Raw genomic sequence first — 26,221 nt, forward strand, 5'->3', positions numbered from 1 at the left:
GATCAGTTCTCCGAGAAAATATATCCAGTTTGAATCAAACGAATAAAACTAAAAACAAAGTATCGTACATTTTACACAGAACTCTGGACTTGACTAATTTTGGAGAACAATAATGATAATGAAAAAGCGTATTAAATGTATTCTTTGCAACAATAACTCCCACTACTACCGTCTTAGCTTCAAAAATAAATAACAAATCTGAAATTCTTAGTGACAATGAAATAATAAAAGATACGTTTTCTGTAAAAGAGTTAAACGAATCTGATTTAGCATTCGATGTAGAAGCATTTATTAAAGAACTCGAGTCGAACCCGAAAATATCTGCTATACTAAAAGAAAACTGGAATATTAAAGTTCAAGAGTATGAGAATGTTCCGTCGTTTGAACGGTGTGGCATTCTTCATTATGAGAAACCCCTCTTTCTTTTGGAACCCAGTATGACCGCCTTCCGTATATAGAATACGAAACAAATGGTTGCAAAAGTACCTAAATCCATCAGAGGTTACTTTACCTATAAGGCTATAGCTAATATCCTAAATATTGCATATGGTTTTCAAGGTTCCATAGAAAATATGGTGGCAAGAGCCTTCAGATATGTGGCTTAAATAATTATTGGTCAGGAGTAGCTGCTAGAACACTTGTATTTTTCTTGGTATACCTTAAAGGAAAGGCGATAAAACAATATGAAAATGATAAATATATTTTTTCAATATCTTTTGAGTGTGCTTCTCTCTTTAATGATCTGTAATGCTGTGAGAAATATTGACGATAGTAGCTTATTGAATGTATTTATAGGTATATTTACTATAAGTTTTGTAACTATTTCAAGCATGGTGATTTCAAGATATATAAATATAAAGACGGGTGAGTTTTCAAGTGACTTTTTCAATCCATTTCCTTTGTTTATTGGGATATTAATGGCAGGAGCAACATTAAACATGTTCTTCCCTGATTTGGTTTCACTTTGAAAAACAGGGTATTAACTTTTTTGAAGTGAGTTCTCAATCGCTTTTAGTAAATAAACCTAAAGTATCCTTTTAATAAAATTTGCGTCGCTAAGTAATTAGGTTCTGTAATAAATGGCGTTGGTGATTTCTCACCAACGCCATTTTTCTTCGTTTAAATTAGAAAACAAGTAAGTTCTCCCGTAAAATAATAGTCGACCAAAAGTAAATATACTTGGGAGCAATTCACTTACCTACATCAAATAATATACAAAATGTACGCAATATCCAAGATGAGAATATTATGTTTAAAGATAACTTTGTATCTTACAGTACGCATAAAAAGAAATATACTTTATCAATTTCAGGTATTCATCCCACTTATCTTAGAGTAAAGAAGCAACGATCGTTTCTGAGATGTTATGGGGAGCTACCTAGAAAGTCTAACAAGCTGTTCTTAAGTCTGTTGGACACAACGTCTTAAAGTCGTTAAAATGACTTTTAGATCAACCAACTAGTCCTGAACTGTCAGGCTATATGAAAACTAGCTTAAAGACATTGAAAGCTCATTTCCCACATATCAAAAATACCACGAGGTAACAAATAATCGCATCTTTACACTACGACTAATAATGTTTGTTTTAATCGTTATGATCTTTGCTCTTCTATATTCAACTTTCTATTTCAATCCAATTCCGCCAATCCTGCGAGCAGTATTTCTATATACACGAAGAAAACTGCTTGGTCGTCCAGAAAGTGTGTCGTTGATCTTGAAACGAGTGGTAGATTGATCGTCAAATCTACTTCCCTGCTTAAGGGTGTACTCGGATTCATTGTAATCAAGACACCTGTTGCTTGATTCATTTTAAACTGCTTAACGATATCATCGTAATAACTGGAGCCTTTTATGGTGAAAATAATGACTAGATCATTTTCTTTTAGTGAATTAACGATATCTTTCATCAATAAAAGATCCGTTGTATATTCACAGTCATAACCGATTTTTGCCATTCGCATTCGGAGTTGTTGTGCGGCCATACCGGTCCGATTGTAGCCAAATATCTTTATTCGATTAGACTCACCGATCAAACGACAAAAAGCTTTGTGTTCTTTTTCTGTTACTGTTTGTGCGATTTGTCTGATATGATCACTATAGACCGAGGTGAGTGACTGGATAATTGGTAGCTCTTCTTCATTTTCTGTTTTGTGCGATACGAGAAACTTAGATAATGAAAATCTAAATTCAGAATAGCCTTGGTAACCAATTTTTTGACAGAGTCTGATGAAGGCTGTCTTAGAGGAACCGGCTTCTTTTGCCAACTCTTCCGCCGTTAATTGCACCACTAGTATGGGATCTTCAACAATATAACTCGCTATTCTTTTTTCAGACTTAGTAAAGCTTTCCATATTTTTTTCGAGTCTATCTACAGGGTTCATATATCTGTATCCTCTCTTGTTCATGTTCTCTACTGGCTGTTCATTCATTTCTATTATACCGTTATTACAATTGAAAGAAATCATTCTTTTCGGACTTAAGTTCTTTTCAATATTGAAAATAAGTCCTTTTTGCTGTATAACTAATATAAAGGAATACAGACTCAAATTAAAGGAGAAAAATGATGACAAATAAAAAGCAGCCGAATATCGTGATGGTTGTCGCCGATCAATGGAGAGCAGATTCTATCGGTTACAACGGCAATCAAGCTATTAAAACACCCCATATTGATCAACTTGCTGAAGAAGGCGTTAGTTTCTCCAACGCTTTTTGTCAAAACCCCGTATGTGTTCCCAGTAGAAATTCGTTTTTAACCGGCTGGTATCCTCATACAAAAGGCTTCCGTACCATGCATAATCTAATGGACGACACCGAACCTAATATTTTGAAAACATTAAAAAATAATGGTTACCATGTTTATTGGGGTGGTCGAAATGATAGCATCAAAGTAGATGGAGATCTTTCAAAATTCGCTACTACAGTGGATGATCAGTTTTCTGCTAAGATGAAAGAAATGATGAGTCAAAAAAAATCAGCGCCCGAACATGCAAAAGCTGATGCTGATAAAAAGCCTGATTACTCGCACTATAAAGGTGTGAAAGAAACAGTTCACCACCTTGATCAAGACCAATTGGAAAGTACGATTGAATTCATTAAGAATGATACTTTTGGCGATGATCCTTTTTGTGCTTATGTAGCATTGAGCTTACCTCACCCACCCTACAGTGTGGATCAAGAATGGTTCGATAAAGTGGATGCCGCATTAGTCGATGAAGCTGTCCGCTTAACCGAAGACGAGTGGAGCAGAAAACCAAGTATTTTAAGAGGGATTCATAAAAATCAGGAACTCTATAATTGGTCAGACGAAGACTTGAAAAAAATCAAACAAGTTTATTATGCAATGGGCATGAAGCTTGACCATCATATCGGTAAACTCATCGATACGTTAAAAGAGAAAGACTTGTACGATGACACGATTTTTGTGTTTTTCAGTGACCATGGAGACTATACCGGCGATTACGAAATTGCTGAAAAGAATCAGAATACCTTTGAAGATATGCTGACAAATGTTCCTTTAGTTATCAAACCTGCCAAAAACTTTGATTTTGTATCACGAAATACAGACGCTTTGGTTGAATTGATCGATATTCAAGCTACATTAATGGATCTAACGGACATTACACCGGAACATACACAGTTCGGTAAATCGCTTCGTTCCGTGTTTGAAGGTTCCGATACCCATAGAGATGTCGTATTCTCAGAAGGTGGCAGACTGAAAGAAGAAGGCGCCTATGCTATGGATGCTGGACATCAGCCTAATAATCCTTATTGGCCAAGAACAACTGAACAAGAGAAAATGCCACAACATACGAAAGCCACTATGATCAGAAATCAAGATTATAAGTATGTTTATCGTTTATACGAAGATGACGAGTTCTATGATTTAAAATCAGATCCAAACGAGCGTAACAATTTGATTCACTCAGAGAAATACACTTCTGAAATTGCCACGTTCCAAAACAGAATGCTTCGTTACTTCGTTGAAACCAGCGATGTCGTGCCACATAAACGTGATAGCCGCTTTTAATTCAGGCTAAAGAGAGTTCAATTAAGGGATAGACGAGCAGGTAAATCCTACTCGTCTTTTACCTTTGTCTAATTTTTCATATTTATTCAATAGAAAGAAGGTATTTTTATGGGCTGTTGTCAACCAAACCAATCCGGAAAAAAAGTTTCCTTAGAAGCCATCGCATCCGATCCTTCTCTTGTATCTATCGATTCAAAGGACACACACTTGAATGATATGGTACTGATTAAAGGGGGGACTTTTCTAATGGGGTCAGAAGATGCCGATATCCATGTGGCTGATCGAGAAGGTCCTATCAGAGAAGAAACAGTTTCTTCATTTTATATTGACCCTACCCCCGTAACAAATGCAGCATTTTCTCAATTCATTAGTGAAACAGGCTACCGAACAGAAGCAGAGCAATATGGCTGGTCTTTTGTATTTCACTTGTTGTTATCAGAAGAAACACAAGAAAGTATTAAAGAAATCCCGATACAAAGCCCTTGGTGGCGAGTCGTCCCTGGTGCAACTTGGCATCATCCAGAAGGGATCGATTCAGACATAGAAACGCGCATGGACCATCCTGTCGTTCATGTTTCATGGAATGATGCGCAGGCTTATTGTCGTTGGGCTGGTAAAAGACTTCTCCATGAAAAAGAATGGGAATATGCAGCCAGAGGTGGCTTGCTCAGCCAACGCTATGTATGGGGAAATGAATTACACCCTCAAGGTCAGCATATGTGCAATATCTGGCAAGGTGATTTCCCTTACACGAATACAGCAGAAGACGGCTATATCGGTACTGCCCCTGTCACAGCTTTTCCTCCAAATCAGTATGGTCTTTATAGTATGGCCGGAGACGTTTGGGAATGGTGCACGAATAACTTCGATTGGGACCTAGAAAATAAGGATACAACAGTCAAAACCGTTCGCGGAGGTAGTTACCTTTGTCACGATAGTTACTGTAATCGGTATCGGGTCGCCGCTAGAACGTCTAATACCATCGACTCTTCTACTGGGAATATGGGGTTCCGATGTGCGGTAGATGCATAATGTTCGAAAATGAAAAATAGTAGCTACGAAAATAATCATTTTCGCAGCTACTATTTTTTATGGTTCTTTTTATATCAGGCAATAACCGTAATAAAGTCTTCGTCTCCAACTTGCGTCATTTCTTTGTTACTCGTTTCCAAAATATCCAAGTATTGATTGGTATTTGAAATGATTACCGGTGTAATCACGGAATACCCTTCTTTTTGTATACCTTCTTTATCAAATTCTAGTAATAATTGTCCCTTTTTGACAATATCTCCTTGCTTAACTTTCGGAGAAAAGTGTCGCCCATCTAAGTTGACTGTATCCATTCCTACGTGAATCAATACCTCTATACCATCTGTGGTTGTGATACCGATAGCGTGATGTGTTGGAAATAAAGTGGTAACTGATCCATCTGCTGGCGCAAATACCTTTCCTTCGCTTGGCATGATCGCAATTCCTTTACCTAACAATCCAATGGAAAACGCATTGTCCTCCACTTCACTGAGAGGGACGATATCTCCGCTGATTGGCGTCGCTAAGTTGTACATAACATTTTGACCTAATTCTCCATTCACTTGTTCTTCTTCTTCAAGTTGCTCATCGAGTTTTTCATTCACATTACTCTGATCGTCTTTTGTACTATATGCATAGAAATAGGTAAAGACAAATCCTAATACAAACGCTGATGCAATCGCTACAACAAATCCTATGACACTATTATCAATCCCTGTTTCAGGATTGATAAATCTCGGAATGGCAAAGATACCTGTTCCACCATTGATGTATACTCTTGTTTTGAAGATCCCCATTATCCCACCAGCTATTGCTGTTGCAACGGAAGTAGCATAAAAAGCTTTTTTCCTAGGTAGCGTTACCCCATATAAAGCAGGTTCCGTGATCCCAAACACCGCTGACAAGAATGCTGGAAGAGAGATTTCTTTTAACTTTCTATCTTTTGTTTTAAAGAAAATGGCTAATGTTACGCCTGCCATCGCTAATGGTGTAGCCAATCCTGCCATTACAACTACATCAAACCCTAATGTTGCATAGTTGTTCAGTGCGATTGGAATAAATCCCCAATGGAGTCCGAACATGATAAAGATTTGCCAGAAACCACCGATCAATGTTCCGGCGATGATTGGACTAAATTCATACGCTGTTGATAGTCCTTGTCCGATAATCAATCCAACCCAAGTTGTCAGTGGACCAATTACTAAAAACGTTAGTGGCACAGTCACTAATAATGTCAAGAAAGCAACGAAGAAACTTCTGATTGCTCTTGGAATGATTCTTTCAAAGAACCCTTCTACTTTCGATGCCATGTAGGTCGCCGCTATAATTGGAATAACACTTGAAGTGTAGCTCATCAAGATAACAGGTATCCCAAAAAAGGTGACGTAAATCGGTGATTCAATGGCAGTTCCTTGAAACAAGGTAAGCAGCGATTCACCTGCGCCACTATTCGCTGTTACGATTGTCGGATACACCAAAGCTGCACCTATTGCCATTCCTAAAAAGGGTTTACCGCCAAATTTCTTAGCCGCTGTATAGCCTAGAAAAATAGGGAAAAAGTAAAATAATCCATCTCCTGTAGCATTTAATATCAGATAAATACCACTCGTCTTATCCAATAAGCTGAAAGCCGTTAAAAGAGCTAATAGCCCTTTGATCATACCGGATGCCATCAATACACTGATGATCGGTGTAAAGATCGAAGACACGATATCAATAAAATTATTTAACACTCCTTTAGGTTTGTCTTCTTCCATTTCACTACTATCATCTGTTTGGATACCCGCTACTTGGACGAATTCTTTATATACATCCGCAACATGATTGCCCACCACGACTTGGTATTGACCACCACTCTGAACAACTGTAACCACACCAGCCATCTGTTTGATTTCATCTGTTTTTGCTTTTGATTCATCTTTTAGTTTAAATCGCATACGCGTCATACAATGGGTCAAACCACTAATATTTTCTTTTCCACCAATTTTATTCAATAATGTTTCATTAAATGCTTTATATTCCATCGCTTATTTCCTCCTTTTTTCAAATAAAAAGACAAGACACAACCAAACCACCACACTAAAGTAGCGGTTCAGTTAAGTCTTCCCTGCTTTACCAGTAACACCTTAACTATTTACCATTTTCAATTAATTTTTGAATGTGTAATGTCAAATACAGTTGTTCATCATCATACATGGTCACTTGTAAGTACTTTTCAATCAATCGAGTAGAGGCATAAGCTTCTGGATATTTATCAACAACATGTTCCAGAAGCGAATTACTTTTTTGACTAGACGTCGACGCTTTTTCCAGACGTTTAAAGAAGAAGCGTAAATGGGTGACAAAGCGCTCGAAAGCAATACTATTTTCATCAATATGAATTTTATTATAATTTCTAATAATGCCTATAATTTCTTTCACTTTTTTAGTCATCGACTGGATATCTTCAACTTTTTCATTACTGCTATTGATTTGAACGTTAATGAAATGCATCGCAATATTACTAATTTCTGATTCATCTACGTTCACTTGTTCTTTTTCTTGAATCAGTTTTACAGCGTATTCGCCAACAGCATATTCTATCGGATAGAATTTCTGTATTTCCCAAGATAACTTGTTACTGATTGCGATGCCTTCTTTGTGCAAGTTAATCAAATTATAAAGATGATCTGTTAGGGAAATATAAATCGTATCACTCAACTGATATTGGATTTGCTGTTTAGCGTAATCGATGATGTCATCCGCTAAAGCGGCATATTTTACCGGAATATCTTTTAAGAGCTGACCGAAGCGTTCAGAGGATTTTTGATGCATAATGAATACTTTCTCAATTTTGTCTTGATCTGCTTCTTCTCCCAATTTTTTCCCAAATCCTAGCCCAGTTCCTATCCAGATAAAATCTTTGTCATCTTGTCGGACCAAAACAGCATTGTTATTTAATATTTTTTTGATCTTCAAGACGTCTAGTACCCCCTTTGATAATAAAAAAAGACTATACCATTAAAATATGTGCCGGTACCTGACACCTACTTTAAGGTATAGCCTGCTTCACCAGTAACTACCCACTCGATTAATTTTTATTATACAGAACATCCCAGCCAATGCAAGCGTTTTATTTCTATTTTGGACTTTTTTTCTAAAAAACTCACTGTTGAAGTCCGGAATCTTGAGTTAAATTGACATTAATTTTTTCGATCCTTTTGGTAAACTATAGCTACTAACAGTGCTTTTTATCATTGCATATTTGATAATACATTTTTTAAAGGAGGTAAGACATTACCGTGTTTTTTGCAATAGGAAAACCCACCACCTTGGATATGTTTTATGTTATTTTTGGGCTAATGCTGACGCTCACTTTACTTCTTAACGTGCTTTCTAAAAAAAATCAAAGGCGACTGTTTCATGATTATTATGTATTAGCGCATAAACGGGATCAGTATCATTGGGATCAGATCATTCTGATTAGAAAAAAAGTCTTTTTCATTTGTTTGATTTTTTCCGGTATCGTGATTCTTTTAACCCATCTATTCGGTCTAATCATTTCCAATATTGGAATCATTATCGGTACCATCATTTTTGTTGTAGGGTTGTCTTTTGGAGAGCCTAAAAAAAATAAACGATCGTCTTTCAGTGACAAATAACAACCGTATTTTGTTTTTGTCACTATCCCCATCTTCTGTTATGATGGAGTCTAATCAGTCTATTCAATAAAGGGGAGAACCATCATGAATACACATAATATTGAACGTCAGAACGATCAGTTAGATCAAAAGGATGAGCAGATTAAAAAATATTTATCCTTATACGATCAACATGATGAAGCACCCTACTTATCTCCAGATCGTGATTTAGATACTTGGTTGAAAGACGTTGAGATTGGCTCGTCTTCACTTGTACCAAAAAGAAATATGGTTCGCTTAGAAGAAGGGATTCTTCCCGGACACTTGATTTTACTTTGGAGAATCAGTTTTTCAACATTCACCAATGAAAGTGGCTTTCCAAAATATTTTGAATATACTTATGGAATCAATCCAGCACAAGCCCTCGAGGAAGTTTTAGAAAAACATTATGCCAAAGAGATGTCAGCGGTGGCTTCTCTAACTTACTTGAACACTGCCCAGCTTAAAGCTTTATTAAAAGAAAAAAATGCAACTGGCTACACCACTTTAACCAAAGGACAGCTAATGGTACGCGTTAAACGAGCTTACCTCGAAGATGAATTAGAAACGCTTTTTCATGTACGCGGTTATACGCTGACCTCAATCGGCCTTTCGCTCCTTGGTAAATATCCTGAGATTATTGATAAACATCCTAAGAAGAAGTTTTAAGCCTTCAACTAAAAATAGGCGCACTTGAGTAACCCTACTCACGTGTGCCTATTTTAGTTGGTCATTCACCTGATTATACGCCTCTATTTCTTTTAGAACTCAATCGGCAGTTCTGTCGTCACAGCAATGTGTTCTCCATCCACCTGATAGCGACCACTTACCCCGAAGTTCTTAACCTCAATGTAATAGCCGATTTCCTTAACGACAGTTCCTTCGTTATCGATAAATACTAGCTGATAATCGGGGCTCATTATATCCATATTAGCGGTATCGCTAGTCTGGGCTGTTCCTAATTCTTTTATGAGTGACTGAATAAAAGAATCATCTGTAACGGTCGCCATTTTTCTATCCGTTTTTTGATCTAAAATATCTATTTTGACAATTGACGTCTCTTCTACAAAAAAATCATTTTGCTGACAGGCTGTTAGAAAAATGCCCATGACTAAAAGTAGACATCTAAAAATCCTTTGCTCAAATGTTGTCCGTTTTTTTCTGGACATATTACTCTCCTTTTTTCATTCGCCACTTTTTATAGCTAATCACTGTTTTAAAAATCAGTAATATGGACATGATCGTTAAGAGTGAACCTGGTAGTTCTTCTATTGCCAAACGACCTTTGATCACCCGCTCTATAAGTGTTCCGAGTGTCAAAATAGTTAAGCATAAATATGTAAAAAAGATGGCTTTATCCACTGTACGGTCTTCTGAGTTTGAATCCATTGTGTTTCCTCCCTTTATTAAGGTGTATTGAATGTATAACCAACGAACATGAAGTAAGCGATGATACTTGCGACCATTATAATGATGATCAAGGCGAATACGCCAAAACAAGAAAAAGCTTGTCCCCTATACATCTCTTCTTCTTTTTCCTCTTCATCTTCTACGTATGTTTTTTTATTGGTATCAAATAAACGATTCATCACTTTCCTCCTTATTCTCATCACTTTATCTGTTATTTACAGTATACAAGCCTCAATTCGAATTTCAATTAATTCTTAATAAACTTTTTCCGACTAAAATAGGATTTTTTTGTTGTAATCAGCAACTAAAAAAGCGACCGAGACGATGTCCTGGCCGCTTTTTTGCTGTTATTAACTGAATACTTTATTTGTTGCTTCTCTTTTTAAGGCAACCTGATGATATCCAGCAGCAATGCCATTTTCGTCTAAAGATGTTTTGATCAATTTTTTAACAAGGCTGGCTGATTTCACTTTCAAATCTAACGCTGAGGAGACAATGGTTTCGTAATCTCCAGATTGAATCATGGCTTTCAAGTCATCTATCGTTTCACAGTCACGATTACTTTCATTAAAAATCGAACCATATTGTAAATACTGATGCGTATCACTTCCGCCAACGATTGGTAATCCAATCGTTTCTGCGAAAGTTTTCAATTGTTCTCTGTAAGGATGCTGTCCTTGTGCATAAAGATCTCTACCATTTAAATCAAAAGCATCTAGTCGCTTCAATTGTTCTGGATCATGATGCGTCAATGGTGTACTGATTCTTAAAGGATGCCCGCCGATTCTGAGCACATCATACGTATCTGCTAAATCCATCAACGCTTTAAAGGGCATAAAATCCGGCTTTTGCTCATACTCAGTCAGTGCCTTTCGCATTTCGACGATTTCTGTTCGTTCCCCGATTATCAAAATATGACCTACTTCTTTTACATCTACTTCCATTCCAGTAAAGACTTTCAGCCCTCTCACATCGTAAAAGTGCTTGTGATAGGCATAATTTTCTTTTAAGTAGTCGTAGGTATCCATCGATTGGAACGTATTGAAATGTTCCGTGATGCAAATCGCTGTCAACCCTGCAGCTTTTGCTTCATCGACCATGTCTTCAAAGTAGGTGGGCATAAATCTAGAAACTTTTGCGATTTTGATGTGTGTATGGAAATCTATTCTCATGTGTATACTCCTTTTTAGTGTAATGCGACTGCTAACATGAATAACATGATAACGTATAAAAGATTAAAGAGACCAAACAACCCATCTTTATACGTAAATTTCATGTAGCCTAATTTAACTTTTTTCACAGCAGGGTTCTTGAATGAGTATAAACTCCCTCTTGATTCTAAGGATTCTACTGTTGTACGTGCGCGCTTCGCTGAACTCAACATCAGTGGATAAAATGACTTTACAATGAGCGTCATAAAATAGAGGACCGTCCGCCAGTATAGTAGACCATGTTGGTCGGGCGCTTTTCCTCTCAGACGAAAAGACATAAATACGTGATGATACTCTTCAATCAAGGTTGGCAGCATTCTATAGCCGTAGGAAATACTGAAGGAAACTTGCGCTGGTACACCTATTTTCAACAATCCATCACTAAGCTTTTCAGGTTCCATCGTTGAAAAGGCAATTAATCCCGCCAGAGAGATAATGGCAAGTTTCAATTCAAACATGAGCAGCGGTAAAATGGTCGTCAGATTCCCACCAAAAAAGAGGGAGACGCCAAGCACCATACTGCCTTGTCCAACCAGTCCAAAAACAAACAAGAATAGTAGTAAGTAACTCACTCGAGCCAGATAGATCATAGCTACGAGCATCAAAAACATACCGGTCAATACGATCCAGCTATGCGTCAGCCAAGGGAAGATCGCGTAAAAGACATACCACATAAAAATTGTTCTTGAATCTAGTTTTGCTATGGTCGTATCGGTATTACCATAAGCAGCGTTCAGTACTTCAATCTTTAATTGTTCTACACTAATAAACCCTTGCAGCTTCTTTGTAATATCCATCGAACGTGACTTCCTCCTTACTTTCTTGTGCATAGGCAACAAATTCTTCAATTGAATAAGCTAGTTTCGTCCCAAGTAGTTGACTCAGTTCCATAATTTGTGGCGGTGTTAACCCAGCACTATTTAATAGGGCTTTATTTGAAAAGACAGAAGCTCTATCGCCATCATGGATGATCTGTCCATCTTTCATCACGATGATTCGATTGGCCCATTCAGAAACTAGTTGCATATCGTGTGTCGCAATAATTACTGCTTCCGCCTCGTTCTTTAAGGATTGAATAAATTGCGCAATATGTTTTCTTGTCCCAATATCTAAATTCGCTGTTGGTTCATCCAGTAAAATCAGCGAAGGCTGCATCGCTACACCAATAGCTAGGGAAGCTCTTCTTTGTTGCCCACCACTTAATAATCGCCCATCGCGGTCTTTTATTTCTCTTAATTGAAATAGATCGATGATCTTTTCAACTGTTTCCGAATAATCTTTGACCTTTCTTGCTTTCAAAAAGTACTCAATATCTGCTTGAATCGAATCTTCAATAAACATTTCTTCTGGGTTTTGGTAAATGTAGGTAACCATATCCGCAAAAGATTCTGGGGCAACACCTTTTGTATTAATGTTCTTGAGCAAGACGTCACCAAATTCCGGCTTTTCGATTCCTGTCATCAGTCGCATCAATGTGGATTTACCTGCACCATTATTTCCAACCAGTGCGATACGGTCTCCTTTATGAATAGTCAAACTGACATCTTTTAAGATTTTCTTTTTCTGCCTAGAAATCATCTTGTAGGAAAAATCAACTTGCTGGATGTCTACGATTTTTTCTCCAGTATGATTTGGAACAGGCGTTAAATACGGCTGAAAACATTCCGTCAGGTTAAAGGATTTGAAATACTCCGTCGCTTCACTTAAATTGATCGGTAGTGTTCTGTCTTCTTTTTCTGTTAATGCGTAGGCTGCTTGAGTGATTTGCGGCGGATAAATTTGTCTTTCTCTTAATTCATTGATGCGTGTTAGCCCTTCTCGCACACTTTTTTTCCATATGAGTTTACTGTCTGCCATCAATACCACATTTTTACAGTATTCAGAGATAAACTCTGTATGATGTTCGATCACAATAATGGTCGTTTGTTCTTTTTCATTCAACCATTTCAATACATCGTACAACGCTTTAGCATGTTGAGGATCTAATTGTGCAACGGGTTCATCAACGATCAGAATACCCGGCTCAAGAGAAATCGCACCTGCTAATGCCAGTAAATGTTTCTGTCCACCACTGAGCTCCCAGATATACTCATCATCTTTCCCTTTTAACCCTACTTTTTCTAAAGCTTTCTTTCCGCGCTCCAAATAATCTGGATAACCAAAATTGAGTGGACTATAACTTGCATCTTCAATGACTTTGGCGCGCACCAACTGATTCTCGAAGTCCTGATAAACGTATCCTACAGAACCGCTTAAATCCGTCACTTTGCTCTCTAAGGTTTTCATTTTATCAACGATCACTTCGCCTTCGATATCTCCGACGTAGTAATGAGGAATCAGTCCATTGAGTAACTTACACAACGTTGTTTTGCCAGATCCATTCCCACCCATGATGGCGATGAAATCTCCTTTTTCGATGTTCAGCGAAACGTCAGAAAGCGAGGGCACTGTCGCTCCTGGATATTGAAATGTCACGTGATTGATCTCGATTAAGCTCATAATCTGTCCTCTCTTCTTGCTTTACTGCAAATCGTCTAGTTGGTTGTTTTTCTATTTTCTCGGTTACTCAGAATCTTCCAGATAATTAGGATAGAGATTAAGGAAGCGACGATCAAGCTGATCATCATAAATAAAATTTCATTTTCGACGGCAAATGCCCATTCAAAGGATGGCGCAAATTCCGATTCGGAAAAGGCTTCAGCTACAAATGCAACGACCGCTATCACTGCTGCACCAACCATGAAATTGGGTGTGATGATATCACTGATTGGAATATTTAAGTCTTTGGTTTTCGGTTTCATACCTAAAAGCGGCTCGATTTTTCCGTATAATTTTGGGACCAGATACATTGTTGGAATCATCGCAAACAGGATGCCAGAAAATAAAACGTCATTTAAAAAGGCAAAGCCTTCTATGGCGACGATACTTTCTATCAGTCCTGGTACAGCTTCAAATTCCTCTACACCGATCCAAACTTTACCGATGTCGACTCCCATACTAATAAACTGATCAATCACCACTGCGAGTAGGGCTGCGAATCCAACCATCTTTTTATTCGATGGGTCTCTGACGATGATTCCTGCTACGTATAAGGCTAAGACAAGTCCTAAAAAGCTTTCGATCTCTCCGAGTGCTTCAAACTGTCCAAGCATGATCTCCCCGAAAATGATTCTGCCTAATGCTGCGCCAACAGCTGCATGTAGTGGATGGAACAGGATCGCTAATGATAAAGGAATGAATAGAAAGTACTCCACTTTGAATTCGACTAATCCAAATTTCAATTCTGGCAATAATTCTGATACCATCGTTGCCATGCCAAAGAGTGACATGGATAGAATAAATACCATCATTTTCTGTTGTTCTGTCATTACATATCGCGTTTTCAATTGACCCATTTTTTATCCCTCCAATTTATATCTGTCTTCACTATACCGTTCGATTGTTAACTTAGAACATGAATCATGTAAATTGATTGTAAAAATTATATCACTTAGATAATGATGTAATTTTTCTTACATTTGCGTGTTATACTTACATTGTATTCACTACTGTAACCGCTGAAGGAGGAATTACGATGAATTTTAACTGGCAGACTCGAGATATGACCCCCGCACAACAAAAAATCGCTGAATATGTCGAACGACATCTACAAACTGTTTTGCTTTCTACCGAACAAGAACTAGCTGACACTTTAGGGTTAAGCATTGCTTCTGTTTCGCGATTTTGGCGTTCTACTGGCTTCAACAATATGAAAGATTTCAAAAAGAAAACCAACCAGCAAATGACACCTACACCAGCGAAAAAAATTGAATCCATTTTGTCTCAATCTGATGAAGGAGAAGGTTTATCTAATCACTTTCACACTGCAATGAACCATCTCGAATTTACTGCCCAGCACTTTTCGGAAGAGACTTTGAATGAAGCTGCTAAACTAGTTAGTCAGTCTAATCATGTTTATATCTATGCCCAAGGTTCTTCAGTTGGTCTGCAGGATCTACTTTATTTTAGATTGGCGCGTTACGGATTGTCCCTGCATAAGATAGAACATAGTGGTAGTGAATTGCTAGAAGATATGATTCATCTAAAAAAAGACGATGTTCTCATTCTATTAGCCTTTGGTCGAAAGGTCCTACCTGAAGAAGCTGTGATCTTCTCTGAAGCAAAAAACATTGGCTACAAGGTGATTGCGCTGACCGATCAACTCGTATCTGCCATTTCTGATCAGGCAGATATTACCTTGTTTGGCAGTCGTGGCGAGCCTTGGGAGTTTCATTCGATGGTTGCCCCTACATTGTTGATCGAGATATTGATTATCGCCATTAGTGCTTATGAGAAAGACGTCAAATTAAATCAGTTAGATAAGCTGCAAGAATTGCGTAAACGCTATAAGGACGTATTACCACGTTAACCCTTTTATGAAAACGATTTGTAAAAGTTTCATCTTAAGCACAAAAAAAGCGATCGATAGTGTTGTCCAATCGCTTTCTCTGCATATTATTCATATGCTTTTCCAACTGAAAAATTATGTAAAAAAGGAGGCTGTTCCACAAAAGGAAAGGGCTCCTTTACATTCATCAATAAAACCAATGTTTTCTAGTTTATTTAAATCTATTGATTAAAATGCCGATGTACAACCACTATCGGCAACGATGATTGTCCCATTAACAAAGTCAGAATCTTCTGAAGCTAAGAATACTGCCACTTTACCAATATCATCAGCTGTTCCAACTTTAGGTATAACAGATTGAGCGATACGTGCTCTGGCTGTCCCTAAATCACTCATACCTGTCATGGAAGAACGAATATTAGTCGCTACAGCACCTGGTACTATGCCGTTTACTCTAATACCTTTTTCTGCATACATAAAGGCTCTATTTTTCGTTAATGCCGTTACTGCATGTTTAGATGCTCCGTAGCACCGGCATGTGCGCCATTCAAACCGCCTGTAGAGATTGTATTAACGATGATGCCTTTTTTATCTTCTTCAAGGCAATAATTGACGGCTTGACGCAAAGATCTCATGACATTTTTTGTATTGATATCAAAAATACGGTCTCAGTTTTCATCGGTTACTTCACCAACGGGCTCAAAACTATCCATTACCCCTGCGTTGTTAACTAAAATATCATAGCTACCAAATGCATTGATGGTTTGTTTAAACATTTCATTTAAATCATCTGAATTGGCTACATCTACTTTAATGGCTTCAGCTTTAAATCCCTTATCCTTTAATTCCTGAGCAACTGCTTGTGCACCTTCCAGATTAAAATCTGCGAGCATAACTGCCGCACCTTCAGCTGTATATAGCTCTGCAATTGACTTACTCATTCCCGAAGCAGCACCCGTAACGATTGCGATTTTACCATTTAATTTATTCATTATTCTTCTCTTTAATGCCTGTTTTTCCAGGCTTTATGCTATATTTTTCTTGTTCTACTCTTCTATTAAAGGTAAAATTATAGAATAACAGTCATCACTTTGACTATTCGTTGTGGTTATGGAGGATCCCGTATGAAAGAATTTCAATTACAGTTTATCGTTAATAAACAAACACGTAGAGTCCTCAAGTTACTTGATACCTTTGAGCGTACATCAGCACATACTTTAAAAGAATTAGAAACAACATTAAGCGTAAGTGATCGAACGATTTTGACCGATATCCATTTTATAAAAGATTATTTTGAAGAGATTGTTATTCTTGAATCTTCTCTTATCGGTTATACATTTACCATTCTAGACCGATCACAATACACACAGTCTAAACAGCTACTCATAGAAGATGAACCGCTATTTAAGATAATAGAACAAATTTTTTTCAATGAATGTTTGACCTTAATTGAATGGTCTGAAGAATTGCTTTTATCCGAAAGTAGTATTTTAAGATATTTGAAAACCATTGAGCCGATTCTCAGTGAATATGGCATCATGATTTCGAAAAATCGAGTTGATTTTGTGGGAAATGAAATTAATATTCGACGGTTTTTCTATGATTTTTATTACGAATCCAGTATAACTTCACATACCGTTTTTCCTCCTTTATCGATTCATAATATTACGTTGGCTTTACGTCAGGAAAACTTTTTTGATGAGTATACACATATCACATTCGGTGATTTTAATTACACGATATATATCGCAATCGAACGTTTCTTAAATGGAAAGACCATTCAGGAATTGCCTAAAGAATTAGATTTTTTAAAGAAAAATTTAAAACCTTCTTATTATTCAAATGTAAAAAAAATAGTCGTTGACTATTTTGGTATTGATTTAAGTGATATTGAAAAGTTATATATATACACTGTCTTATTATGTAAAAGGTCACTAATGGATTTTAATGCTGAAATGAAGTTCCTAGAGAAAGTTCCTCAAAGCAGGCTAGCCGTTATGTGGGCAGAAAAATATGCACAATTGATTGAAACACCTTATAAAGAAAAAGCAAGAACACTCGTCTTTTTAGAATCTTTTTTTACCAGTATTTATCTAAAAAGCCTTCTTTCGCCTACATTAAATCAGAATGTACATGATGTAAATCAGTTCACAACAGAACGTTTTAGTATGTTGTTTGATAAAACCTATGCTTTTATCAGCCAAAACCTCAAAGAGCCACTTCATTTGACGGATACTCAAGTTCAAGATATCAGTGCAAATTTAACAATCTATACAGATTCTTTAACACTTATGTATTGGAAAACTTATAAGAATGTTGCTTTTTTATTGGAAGGTAATCGCTATGTATGTGGAAATATCCGTGCAATTGCCATAAAGTCAATCGGTAATTATCATAATCTTTTTTTCCCTGACGCAGCCGACATGTCAATGACCTATTTTGATGACAATAATATTGATATTATTGTGACAAATTACAATGAGTATATTGCTGACTATATAGAGGATCGTGAATATATTCTGTTTGAAGTCAATCCTACAACTAAAGACTGGAAAAAGTTGTTTACACTAATTAACCCTAGGTACACTTATTTATTTGGTCTAAATAACGATAAATAACGTTTATATAGAGAGGTCAATAGAATCTTTTTCAAATATAAAAAAGAATTTTTCTACCGCTATCATGCAGACCCTAGCAACAATAGGTGATTTGAATAAATCCTTTCGTACTCGATTAGCATTAAGGTTAACATGCTCTTAAAAAGAATACTATTTACCTTTGAGATTATGAAAGAAAAATCGGATAGCATTGGCTTACATTCAGATGAGTCTTGCAGTGTACCTAAAATAGTAAGGTCGAGAGAAGGTAGGGAGAACTTCAGCTGCAGATACTTCGCTCTAGTAAAGAAGAGGTTAAACAACAAATGATTATTAAATATAAACGAACGTTATACTCGAAGAAACCATCATTCAAATCTTTAGAAGATAGGGTTATAACATTCTCGTTCTACTTTCTATTCCGCATTCTCTCTGTCTAGGGTGGAAAATGAAACTAATAATCTAATAAGTGAATTTTTCCAGAAACAAGAGAGATGGTCACTGTTCTCAGTCATCTTATACATTACTATACTCCCAAACTTAACTTACGACCAAGTAAGTGCTTGGATTGGGAAATGCACTATGCAAAGTTTTCTAATACTTTGCACTAAATTCGACAATTACAGACACTCAAATACCTCTCTTTTGTTTTCATAGCACAAATAAGATCTGCCGGAAAATCTTAAGTAGATTTTTTCGGTAGATCTTATTATTTAACTGAATATTTTGTCCATTTTTTTTAACAGTAAGTGTAAATACCCCCTCGTATACTATCTTATTCATTACTAGGCACTGTACTCAATTCCCAATTTAAAGTTGTTTGATATTTAGTGGCTTCTGGATTAGCTTCACCTGGCACAAAAAGTTGAACACTCTGAGTTGCAGTATCTTCGTTTCCAAATCGGTAAATCCATGTTCCTTCACCTTTGTCTTCTTCGGCTTTTAGAAGCACTATTCTTTCACCTGGTAGCAAAGTTAAAGTATCGTCTCTATGGTTAATACTAGGTGGTTCATTTTCAGATGCTGACACAACTTCTTGATTTGTGAAGCTAAGTTCGGAACCAAGAAGTTCATGACCGTCGCTTGCGACGAATTGATTTTTTTGAACGACTGATAATTGCCATCCAGTATTCTCAGAACGACGATCACTTACTTGGATATAATTTGGCCTTGCTTGCTCACTACTAGTCCCTTCCTCGTTTAATATCATCTGTGGTTTGGCGTAGTATGTTTGATTTTGACTAGAAATTTTCTGCTCTCCAAAATCAAACTGAGATACGAAATCAATACTTAATAACCCTTGGCTTTCTGGAATTTCTGGTTTATTTTCAGGTTTGACTTCTATTTCAGGATCTACTGGATCTACTGGTTCCACTGGTTCAATGTCTTTGATCTCTTCGTAAATATATATAACAGTTGTTTCGCCTTCAGTGAATATCCCTTTTGCATTTTCGGGAATATCAGATACTCTGTAATTTTCAATTATTTTTGGCTCAGTTACATATGAATCCCCAACAATTCCTTCTAATATTTCTGTATTAGTTAACTCATTACTTTGTTGATCCATATACTTTACAGTTACTATTCCTCTTTCATCTACGGCTGTTGGCGGTAAAGTCCCAGCTCCTCTAAAGTTAATAGAGGCCATTTGTCTCGTATTGTTTACTTGAAAACTCTCGTTATTAAATGAAGGTTGTGTACTTGATGTAATATTCCCTCCCGATATAGTAAAGCTTAAGTTACGCCAGAATCGACTTGCCTCCTGATTCTGTAAAGGATCAGTGCCCAAATCCCATACTGCCAAGCCAACTTTAGAATATTGTATAGATTTAGTCTTGAGTACAGGTACATCCGTTTTCATACTATTAAATAAAAAAGGTACATTACTCCCCAATAACACAAAATCTATATCAAATGAAGAAGAATGAGTTCGTAACCATCCTCCCACAATTGTTGCTTGGAATATTTTAAAATAACCAAAATTATCTATGGCTATTTGTCCTGAAGGATTTTCCGAACTATCGTTTACAGTCAAACTTCTTAAACTATTATTAGAATTTTCTCTGGTCGAGACACTACCCATTATTAGCAAATCCTGTCCTGAAATTTCAGCATTATTTACTGGTACATGAAATTCTACTAAACCAGAACTCCATGATAACGTTTGCCCTCCAGATAAATCTAAAGAAGCGCCCATAGGATTCCCAGTAGCCACATAAATATTGACCCCCGTTGTTCTAGTATTTAAGTTGGTTGTCCCACTTGGAATATTTCCTTGAACGAGTATAGTTGTTCTACCATTATTATTCCAAGCAGATCTAAATGCCGCCCAAGTACTAACAACAACTTGAGAGCGTGCACTTAATTCTGAAAAATTATTAGAATTCCGTCCAATTACTCCAGTATTAACATGAAGAAATGCTGCATGAACTTCCCCTTGTTTATCTTCTATAGTTAGTTGTCCACTTTCGATAAATTTTAATCGTGTTAGAAAAGTAGAACTTTCTTGGTTAAATTCTATGAGGTATAAATTAGATCCATCTTGAAATGAATCTAATAAGGTTCTTTCCTTCTCATCTTGAAAATAGAAATCAGCTCCATTTGGTACTATAATTCTAAAAGATTCAATCGATTGATTCACTGTAACTTCTAGTTCAAATTCCTCATCAACATTGACTTCTATATATTCATCAACATTGATAGAAAAATGAATTTCTTCGTCTACTTCACTTTCAGATTTTTCTTCTGTTTCTATTTTTTTCTCTAATGATGAACCAAGTAATTCATCATTAGTTGAATCGGAAGATACTTCTGGAAAATTCGTACTTTCGGGTTCTTCGGGTTCTTCGGGTTCTTCGGGTTCTTCGGATCTAGTATCATTCTTATATTTTTCATTAGCAGACAAAAGTAAGGCGTTAAAAGAATCTTCTACTTCATTTTTTTCGATTAAATCTGATTTCCAAACCTCTTGTATGGATGTACTATTATTTATAGTTTCATTTTTCAAGTTTCCTTCTAATAATTCATCATTTTTTTTTGTTTCAGCGTAAACTATAGTTGCTGGTAAAATAGCTGTTTGTAATAGAAGCACTATTGTAGTTAAATAAATTTTTTTTTTATTTCCTGATCTCCTCATCATTTCACCTCTATTTAATTTGAATCTTTATCTTTTTTGTTTTTCCAAAACAAATAAATCACTAGACTAGTGAGTACACATATTAACAAAACAGTACCTAAAACCCACCAACTAATTCCACTATCAATAGTTACGTCTTCTCGGTTAAAACTTCTTGCTGTATCCGCCTCAATCGTAAATTCTTCTTGCCATGTCCATTCGTTCTCTCCTGAACGAGCAGTCATATCTAAAACATAATCTCCGCTTTTAAAACGATCACCTTCAAGGGAAATCGGGAAATCAAAATGAGAGTTTGGCGCCATCTGCATATCTTCATTTTGGGCTTTATATAAGATGTCTTCTTCGCCCGCTCTTTTTACTTTTGCATCCACAGCTAATTTATTAACAAATGTGGGTGTATAGTTTTGAATTGTTGCACTGATAACATTTCGGTAATTCAACTGATCAGCAAATACATCTTGTAAGGTTAAATCTGGCTCTATAAAAGATCTATTATTGCTGATAACAATTCCAATCACATAAGAAAATTTATTTTTTATGGCTAAACCTTCCTCAGATGCGTCTTCAAGTTCTTTATCACTGACTTCCTGAACTCGCAATCCACCTGCCATTACACCTTCAAAAGATTCTTTTGGCATTTTTAAAGGGATAGATATGATCTTCTCTTCATTACCTTTTAATTCGATTTGCTCAGGAACTTCCAGAACTTCTTCTATCTTATGAGAAAGTGATGAATCTGGATTTTCATCAGTTTTTCCGTATTCAACAACCCCGTGGACATTGGTGAACGCAGTATGAGAAGAAATCTCAATATTCCTTACATCTGATGTTGCATTTCTCACTTTCACTTCGAGTGTCTCTTCTTCACCTGGTTCGATATTTAAATCAAAATAACTATTCGAGTCTTCTACCTGACTATCGGGAAATATGGGATCAATATAGAATCCAAGCATATCTTCATTGGCCTGTACGTTATCAGAAGTACTAAAAAAAATCATCATCAATAATAACGTTAAAAATCCGATTTTCTTATTTAATTTGTGCTTATGCTGTCTCACATTCATCTAACTACTCCTTTCAGTTCAAAAAGGTAACGCTATAGTTTTTTCTAGCGCTACCTTTTCCAACTAAACTTTGTTAATCACTTTATTTTATACTTCTGGGACTGTTTCTCCATCCTCACCTGGTAATGTCACTAATTCCCAAGAAAGGTTTGATGTATACGTTGTAGCATCTTTCGCTGTAGCACCAGGAATTGATACCTGAATTGCACTATTTTCTACAGTATCAACACTTTCATCCTCAAACTGGCTGCTTAGATCTGCTTGATTACCCCATACGACTGAAGAAACACCAGCACCTTTACCTGAATCTGCCTTCATAATAGAAACTGAGCCAGATTCCGGAATTAATTCTATAGACCCACTTTGTGTAGTAGGCGCATTGTTCTGATTATTTCCAGCATATTGAATACGAGCGTCATTCAGTGCTACTTGTGCACCATTTAATACATTATTTTGTGTATTTGATGTGAAATCACTTAAGCTCACTTGTAAGTCCCATCCTGCGTTACTTCCTCGCGTATCTGAAACTTGTGCAAAACTGACATAAGGAACTTCTGTTGTACCATCCGGTCTAGCTTCTGCTAATTCAACCATTTCGGCAATCATATTATACGTTTGATCCTGATTTGAAATGACTTGTGACCCAAAATCCATTGTCACTGCTTTTATAATTGATAATGGTCCTGTAGTTCCTGGAACTTCAGGGTTAATCACGATTTCATCCGGTCCTGGTTGTCCCGGTTCACCCGGCTCGCCTGGTTCCGGTGGTGTAACGATTAATTCTTGATCTGTATCAGAAATAAATTCAATTGTTCCATCTGTCTCTACTTCTCTCGTTTCTTGAGCAGATGCACTCAAACCACTTAATAGAATTGTTGAAGAGAGTGCTGTAATCGTTGCTAATTTAATATAATTCATTGTTATTATTCCATCCTTTTCTATTTTTAATTATTTTTTTGCTTATTATTTCTTCTTTAAACCTTTTAAACAATATCCTTATTGAAAGAATAACTAAAATCCAACCTAGCCATATCCAATATTGATGGGCGCCAAAACTTGTTTGTGGCAATTTACCACTTGGTTTTTCTGCAGGTTTTGATGATGGTGGTAATGATATAGGACCAGTTGGTGGTTTTGGATTAGGTAGATTCTCTGATACATAGGTCCCAGTGAATCCGATCGACCCTTCTGTTTCTATTGTTCGCAACTCTGCTCCTTGTGCTTGATAACTAGGCAAGTGTATGAAAATCGTAACAAGGATCAGTACAAGCCAAACTAAAAAACTTTTTTTTTCATATTACTCCCTCCTTTGGTTTAATAAGATGATGAAAACGGAGATTGCCACTGATCATGAGACGTCCTTCATAGATAAATATCCTATCAGCATGTAGTATAGCTAACTGCTTATCATCACGTTTGTCAGTTAGGTATGACAATCTCGACGAAACGTAAAGTCTTTCGCACGTCTCTGTGGTAACTATAGCAAAGGAAACCAAATTTAATGAATCTCCTTTTTCAATGCTCAGCGAAAAAAATGATTCCCGACTAATATGACGATTGTTTAATCATCTATTATTAAATTTATCAATCAATAAAAAGAATCTACCGAATCACTTCGATAGATCCATTTTGACTACGTTAGGCTAGCAGGAAATATTAACTGATTCTTTCACCTAGAATTTTAAATATCATTAGTAGGAACTATTACCACTTATAGGATATGGTTGGTAGAACAGCTTTTCAATTCAAGATTTATATCTAACTAAACCTCTAGTCTCATACTTTCGTCAATGTTTACTTGGTCATCGAAGCGATTAAGGCACGTCTCTTTCCCTTCATCCTTTTTTGCCTCCAAGAGTGTTTACTTCACGCGAGAATTTAAAGATACCGTTTTTACCAATCCATTTAGATCCGAATCCTTTTTCCTAATTCTGTAGTTGCAACGTTGGTTATTCATCCAAGCTGTGCTACTTTTTTACTTCACTTAAATTTAACGATATACAGAATGATTTAAAGTTTAAGCGAATTATATAGCCATTTTTCACCTATTGACGAAAAATGTGATTCTGTAATTTTCTTGCCTTTTCTTGCTTTCAAAACTTTTATTTAGCATAATCAATCTCATAAAAACCGTTACCAAACGAAAGGAGACTATCTGGCGTGAAAGAAATTCAGATGGCTTTTATCATCAATAATCAAACGAAGAGACTTTACAATATCTTGAATGTTTTTGAACGTTTTACGACATGTACTTTAAAAACCCTATCCAGTGAGACAGCTACTTCAGACCGGACACTATTAAGAGATATCCAAGTGATTAAAACATATTTTGAAGAATCTATCGCTATCACTTCCACTATTTCCGGATATCATTTCTCGGTAGTAGACAAAACTTTATTTATAGAAAAGAAACAGAAATTAATCGAAGATGAACCACTTTTCAAGCTAATTGAAAGTATATTCTATAATCAATGCTTGAGCCTTTCTGAGTGGGCCGATACACTACATCTATCCGAAAGTAGTCTTGTGCGCTATCTAAAGTGTATCCAACCTGTGCTAGATGATTATGAAATTTCAGTTTTGACAAACCCACTTGACTTTTCTGGAAAAGAAATCAATATTCGTCGATTTTTTTATGACTTTTATTATGAATCTGACATTACCTCTCACACGATGTTTCCTTCATTAGCTGTCTATCATTTAACATTGGTTTTTAGAAAATCAAAATTTTTCGAAGAGTTTGCGCATATTTCTTTCAACGATTTTAAATATACTCTCCACATTACCATTGAACGTTTTATCAATGGAAAAACCATTGACGAACTTCCGAAAGAAATCAATTTTCTAAAAAAGAAAATTCCTATTTATTATTGTGCTAATGTGAAACATAATATGGTAAAGTATTTTGGTACAGACTTATCGGAAACGGAAAAGCTATACCTTTATGCTATTTTACTCAGCAAGCGTTCCTTGATGAGTATTTGTTCTGAGGTAGCTTTCCTAGAAAAACTCCCCTTGAAAAGACAGGCGCTACAATGGGCAGAAGCTTATATGTTAATCGCAGCTCCACCAATTAGTGAAAAAGAAAGAAGCTTAGTATTTTTTGAATCTTTTTTCTCTAATCTTTTGTTTGTCTACCAGTTATCGCCTGTTTTGAATCAAAATTTAACTGAAAATTCTTATTTGATTGAGCAGTATTCCGTTAATACGTATAAAAAGACTTATTCTTTCATACAGCAAAACATATCTCCTATTCTTGACTTGAATGAAAAGCAGACAAAAGATATCAGTGCAAATTTGTCTGTTTACTTGGACTCTATGCGTATTATGTACTGGAAAACAACTAAGAATATTGCATTTTTCTTGGAAGGCAATCGCTATATCTGCGAAAATATCCGGGCTATGGCCATAAAATCAGTCGGAAAGTATCATAACCTCTATTTTCCTGATGCCACAGATATGACGCCAGAATATTTCGAGGATAATGAGATAAGCATCGTGATAACGAACTATAGTCATTACGTTTCTGAATATCTTTATGAATGCACACATCTTTTATTTGAGCCTTATCCAACCCACAAGGATTGGCAGCGCTTGTTTGTCTTACTTAATCCAAAAGCTAAACTCGTATTCTCGGATTTTTTATTTGAGACTTAACACACTTAAACTAACTACGTTATTACAAATCTTCTTTCGAAATG

The 26,221-nt window shown here is 36.3% G+C and carries 23 protein-coding genes and 2 pseudogenes; 8 read left to right on the top strand and 17 right to left on the bottom strand.

Going from position 1 to position 26,221, the window contains the following annotated elements; genetic code table 11:
* Window positions 1–683: 683 nt before the first annotated feature.
* Window positions 684–968, top strand: a complete 285-nt coding sequence (locus J5J05_RS05640) for a hypothetical protein (protein ID WP_208559697.1) — start codon at window positions 684–686, stop codon at window positions 966–968.
* A 660-nt stretch (window positions 969–1,628) separates the two neighbouring features.
* On the opposite strand, the gene J5J05_RS05645 is transcribed toward J5J05_RS05640, so the two are convergent.
* On the bottom strand, window positions 1,629–2,381 hold the full coding sequence (locus J5J05_RS05645; protein WP_208559698.1) for a MurR/RpiR family transcriptional regulator: 753 nt from the start codon (window positions 2,379–2,381) through the stop codon (window positions 1,629–1,631).
* A gap of 182 nt (window positions 2,382–2,563) precedes the next feature.
* Here J5J05_RS05645 and J5J05_RS05650 point away from each other — a divergent pair, with 182 nt between their 5' ends.
* A complete protein-coding gene (locus J5J05_RS05650) occupies window positions 2,564–4,027 on the top strand; it encodes a sulfatase family protein (RefSeq protein ID WP_208559699.1) in 1,464 nt (487 codons plus the stop codon).
* Between the two features lie 216 nt (window positions 4,028–4,243).
* Window positions 4,244–5,059, top strand: coding sequence for a formylglycine-generating enzyme family protein (locus tag J5J05_RS05655; RefSeq protein ID WP_208559842.1), 816 nt, complete (start codon window positions 4,244–4,246; stop codon window positions 5,057–5,059).
* Window positions 5,060–5,133: 74 nt separating this feature from the next.
* Here J5J05_RS05655 and J5J05_RS05660 read toward each other — a convergent pair whose 3' ends face one another.
* Entirely contained in the window at window positions 5,134–7,080 is a 1,947-nt protein-coding gene (locus J5J05_RS05660; RefSeq protein WP_208559700.1) for a beta-glucoside-specific PTS transporter subunit IIABC, read from the bottom strand.
* Window positions 7,081–7,186: 106 nt separating this feature from the next.
* Window positions 7,187–8,014, bottom strand: a complete 828-nt coding sequence (locus J5J05_RS05665; RefSeq protein WP_208559701.1) for a PRD domain-containing protein — start codon at window positions 8,012–8,014, stop codon at window positions 7,187–7,189.
* 323 nt (window positions 8,015–8,337) lie between these two features.
* On the opposite strand from J5J05_RS05665, the gene J5J05_RS05670 reads away from it, so the two are divergent.
* Entirely contained in the window at window positions 8,338–8,697 is a 360-nt protein-coding gene (locus J5J05_RS05670; protein WP_208559702.1) for a hypothetical protein, read from the top strand.
* A gap of 84 nt (window positions 8,698–8,781) precedes the next feature.
* Window positions 8,782–9,384: a hypothetical protein gene (locus J5J05_RS05675; protein WP_208559703.1), complete on the top strand. Its 603-nt coding sequence runs from the start codon at window positions 8,782–8,784 to the stop codon at window positions 9,382–9,384.
* A gap of 92 nt (window positions 9,385–9,476) precedes the next feature.
* On the opposite strand, the gene J5J05_RS05680 is transcribed toward J5J05_RS05675, so the two are convergent.
* The 7 genes from J5J05_RS05680 to J5J05_RS05710 all read right to left on the bottom strand — a co-directional run bounded on the left by J5J05_RS05680 (window position 9,477) and on the right by J5J05_RS05710 (window position 14,731).
* Window positions 9,477–9,884, bottom strand: a complete 408-nt coding sequence (locus tag J5J05_RS05680; protein WP_208559704.1) for a hypothetical protein — start codon at window positions 9,882–9,884, stop codon at window positions 9,477–9,479.
* A 1-nt stretch (window position 9,885) separates the two neighbouring features.
* The gene (locus tag J5J05_RS05685) at window positions 9,886–10,104 is read right to left on the bottom strand and encodes a hypothetical protein (RefSeq protein ID WP_208559705.1); all 219 of its coding nucleotides are present in this window, start codon (window positions 10,102–10,104) and stop codon (window positions 9,886–9,888) included.
* Between the two features lie 17 nt (window positions 10,105–10,121).
* Window positions 10,122–10,304, bottom strand: a complete 183-nt coding sequence (locus J5J05_RS05690) for a hypothetical protein (protein ID WP_208559706.1) — start codon at window positions 10,302–10,304, stop codon at window positions 10,122–10,124.
* A 171-nt stretch (window positions 10,305–10,475) separates the two neighbouring features.
* The gene (locus tag J5J05_RS05695) at window positions 10,476–11,297 is read right to left on the bottom strand and encodes a PHP domain-containing protein (RefSeq protein ID WP_208559707.1); all 822 of its coding nucleotides are present in this window, start codon (window positions 11,295–11,297) and stop codon (window positions 10,476–10,478) included.
* Window positions 11,298–11,311: 14 nt separating this feature from the next.
* Entirely contained in the window at window positions 11,312–12,133 is an 822-nt protein-coding gene (locus tag J5J05_RS05700; RefSeq protein WP_208559708.1) for an energy-coupling factor transporter transmembrane component T family protein, read from the bottom strand.
* Window positions 12,099–13,835 (bottom strand): ABC transporter ATP-binding protein, encoded by a 1,737-nt coding sequence (locus J5J05_RS05705; RefSeq protein ID WP_208559709.1) that lies wholly within the window; start codon window positions 13,833–13,835, stop codon window positions 12,099–12,101. The genes J5J05_RS05700 and J5J05_RS05705 overlap by 35 nt, the downstream gene beginning before the upstream one ends.
* 35 nt (window positions 13,836–13,870) lie before the next feature.
* Window positions 13,871–14,731, bottom strand: coding sequence for a DUF8171 family membrane protein (locus tag J5J05_RS05710; RefSeq protein WP_208559710.1), 861 nt, complete (start codon window positions 14,729–14,731; stop codon window positions 13,871–13,873).
* 179 nt (window positions 14,732–14,910) lie between these two features.
* Between J5J05_RS05710 and J5J05_RS05715 the strand changes: the two genes are divergently transcribed.
* Complete coding sequence (locus J5J05_RS05715) at window positions 14,911–15,744, top strand: MurR/RpiR family transcriptional regulator (protein ID WP_208559711.1); 834 nt, start codon at window positions 14,911–14,913, stop codon at window positions 15,742–15,744.
* Between the two features lie 207 nt (window positions 15,745–15,951).
* On the opposite strand, the pseudogene J5J05_RS12840 reads toward J5J05_RS05715, so the two are convergent.
* From J5J05_RS12840 to J5J05_RS12850, 3 genes and pseudogenes are all read right to left on the bottom strand, one after another.
* A pseudogene (locus J5J05_RS12840) lies at window positions 15,952–16,206 on the bottom strand (SDR family oxidoreductase); the annotation flags it as partial.
* 20 nt (window positions 16,207–16,226) lie between these two features.
* The gene (locus J5J05_RS12845) at window positions 16,227–16,358 is read right to left on the bottom strand and encodes a hypothetical protein (RefSeq protein WP_279633298.1); all 132 of its coding nucleotides are present in this window, start codon (window positions 16,356–16,358) and stop codon (window positions 16,227–16,229) included.
* A 33-nt stretch (window positions 16,359–16,391) separates the two neighbouring features.
* A complete protein-coding gene (locus J5J05_RS12850) occupies window positions 16,392–16,715 on the bottom strand; it encodes an SDR family NAD(P)-dependent oxidoreductase (RefSeq protein WP_279633299.1) in 324 nt (107 codons plus the stop codon).
* A gap of 132 nt (window positions 16,716–16,847) precedes the next feature.
* Between J5J05_RS12850 and J5J05_RS05725 the strand changes: the two genes are divergently transcribed.
* Window positions 16,848–18,341 carry an AcpB/EbpR/MafR family transcriptional regulator gene (locus tag J5J05_RS05725; protein ID WP_208559712.1) on the top strand — a complete coding sequence of 498 codons (1,494 nt, stop codon included), beginning with the start codon at window positions 16,848–16,850 and terminating at the stop codon, window positions 18,339–18,341.
* 754 nt (window positions 18,342–19,095) lie between these two features.
* Here J5J05_RS05725 and J5J05_RS05730 read toward each other — a convergent pair.
* From J5J05_RS05730 to J5J05_RS05745, 4 genes and pseudogenes are all read right to left on the bottom strand, one after another.
* Window positions 19,096–21,456 carry a WxL domain-containing protein gene (locus tag J5J05_RS05730; protein ID WP_208559713.1) on the bottom strand — a complete coding sequence of 787 codons (2,361 nt, stop codon included), beginning with the start codon at window positions 21,454–21,456 and terminating at the stop codon, window positions 19,096–19,098.
* Between the two features lie 14 nt (window positions 21,457–21,470).
* Entirely contained in the window at window positions 21,471–22,520 is a 1,050-nt protein-coding gene (locus J5J05_RS05735) for a WxLIP family cell surface protein (protein ID WP_208559714.1), read from the bottom strand.
* Between the two features lie 87 nt (window positions 22,521–22,607).
* Window positions 22,608–23,438, bottom strand: coding sequence for a WxL domain-containing protein (locus J5J05_RS05740; RefSeq protein ID WP_208559715.1), 831 nt, complete (start codon window positions 23,436–23,438; stop codon window positions 22,608–22,610).
* Window positions 23,425–23,799: pseudogene (locus J5J05_RS05745) on the bottom strand (EF2685/EF0750 family sortase-dependent surface protein); the annotation flags it as partial. The gene J5J05_RS05740 and the pseudogene J5J05_RS05745, both read right to left, overlap by 14 nt.
* 881 nt (window positions 23,800–24,680) lie before the next feature.
* Here J5J05_RS05745 and J5J05_RS05750 point away from each other — a divergent pair.
* Window positions 24,681–26,177: an AcpB/EbpR/MafR family transcriptional regulator gene (locus J5J05_RS05750; RefSeq protein WP_208559717.1), complete on the top strand. Its 1,497-nt coding sequence runs from the start codon at window positions 24,681–24,683 to the stop codon at window positions 26,175–26,177.
* Window positions 26,178–26,221: the final 44 nt, after the last annotated feature.

This window comes from Marinilactibacillus kalidii (genome assembly GCF_017599325.1).
Classification (GTDB): domain Bacteria; phylum Bacillota; class Bacilli; order Lactobacillales; family Carnobacteriaceae_A; genus Marinilactibacillus; species Marinilactibacillus kalidii.

Coding starts and splice junctions, on each gene's coding strand:
- J5J05_RS05640 (WP_208559697.1), top strand. CDS start 684: ATGAAAATGATAAATATATTTTTTCAATATCTTTTGAGTGTGCTTCTC.
- J5J05_RS05645 (WP_208559698.1), bottom strand. CDS start 2,381: ATGAACCCTGTAGATAGACTCGAAAAAAATATGGAAAGCTTTACTAAG.
- J5J05_RS05650 (WP_208559699.1), top strand. CDS start 2,564: ATGACAAATAAAAAGCAGCCGAATATCGTGATGGTTGTCGCCGATCAA.
- J5J05_RS05655 (WP_208559842.1), top strand. CDS start 4,244: ATGGTACTGATTAAAGGGGGGACTTTTCTAATGGGGTCAGAAGATGCC.
- J5J05_RS05660 (WP_208559700.1), bottom strand. CDS start 7,080: ATGGAATATAAAGCATTTAATGAAACATTATTGAATAAAATTGGTGGA.
- J5J05_RS05675 (WP_208559703.1), top strand. CDS start 8,782: ATGAATACACATAATATTGAACGTCAGAACGATCAGTTAGATCAAAAG.
- J5J05_RS05680 (WP_208559704.1), bottom strand. CDS start 9,884: ATGTCCAGAAAAAAACGGACAACATTTGAGCAAAGGATTTTTAGATGT.
- J5J05_RS05685 (WP_208559705.1), bottom strand. CDS start 10,104: ATGGATTCAAACTCAGAAGACCGTACAGTGGATAAAGCCATCTTTTTT.
- J5J05_RS05690 (WP_208559706.1), bottom strand. CDS start 10,304: ATGAATCGTTTATTTGATACCAATAAAAAAACATACGTAGAAGATGAA.
- J5J05_RS05695 (WP_208559707.1), bottom strand. CDS start 11,297: ATGAGAATAGATTTCCATACACACATCAAAATCGCAAAAGTTTCTAGA.
- J5J05_RS05700 (WP_208559708.1), bottom strand. CDS start 12,133: ATGGATATTACAAAGAAGCTGCAAGGGTTTATTAGTGTAGAACAATTA.
- J5J05_RS05705 (WP_208559709.1), bottom strand. CDS start 13,835: ATGAGCTTAATCGAGATCAATCACGTGACATTTCAATATCCAGGAGCG.
- J5J05_RS05710 (WP_208559710.1), bottom strand. CDS start 14,731: ATGGGTCAATTGAAAACGCGATATGTAATGACAGAACAACAGAAAATG.
- J5J05_RS05715 (WP_208559711.1), top strand. CDS start 14,911: ATGAATTTTAACTGGCAGACTCGAGATATGACCCCCGCACAACAAAAA.
- J5J05_RS12845 (WP_279633298.1), bottom strand. CDS start 16,358: ATGAGATCTTTGCGTCAAGCCGTCAATTATTGCCTTGAAGAAGATAAA.
- J5J05_RS12850 (WP_279633299.1), bottom strand. CDS start 16,715: ATGAATAAATTAAATGGTAAAATCGCAATCGTTACGGGTGCTGCTTCG.
- J5J05_RS05725 (WP_208559712.1), top strand. CDS start 16,848: ATGAAAGAATTTCAATTACAGTTTATCGTTAATAAACAAACACGTAGA.
- J5J05_RS05730 (WP_208559713.1), bottom strand. CDS start 21,456: ATGAGGAGATCAGGAAATAAAAAAAAAATTTATTTAACTACAATAGTG.
- J5J05_RS05735 (WP_208559714.1), bottom strand. CDS start 22,520: ATGAATGTGAGACAGCATAAGCACAAATTAAATAAGAAAATCGGATTT.
- J5J05_RS05740 (WP_208559715.1), bottom strand. CDS start 23,438: ATGAATTATATTAAATTAGCAACGATTACAGCACTCTCTTCAACAATT.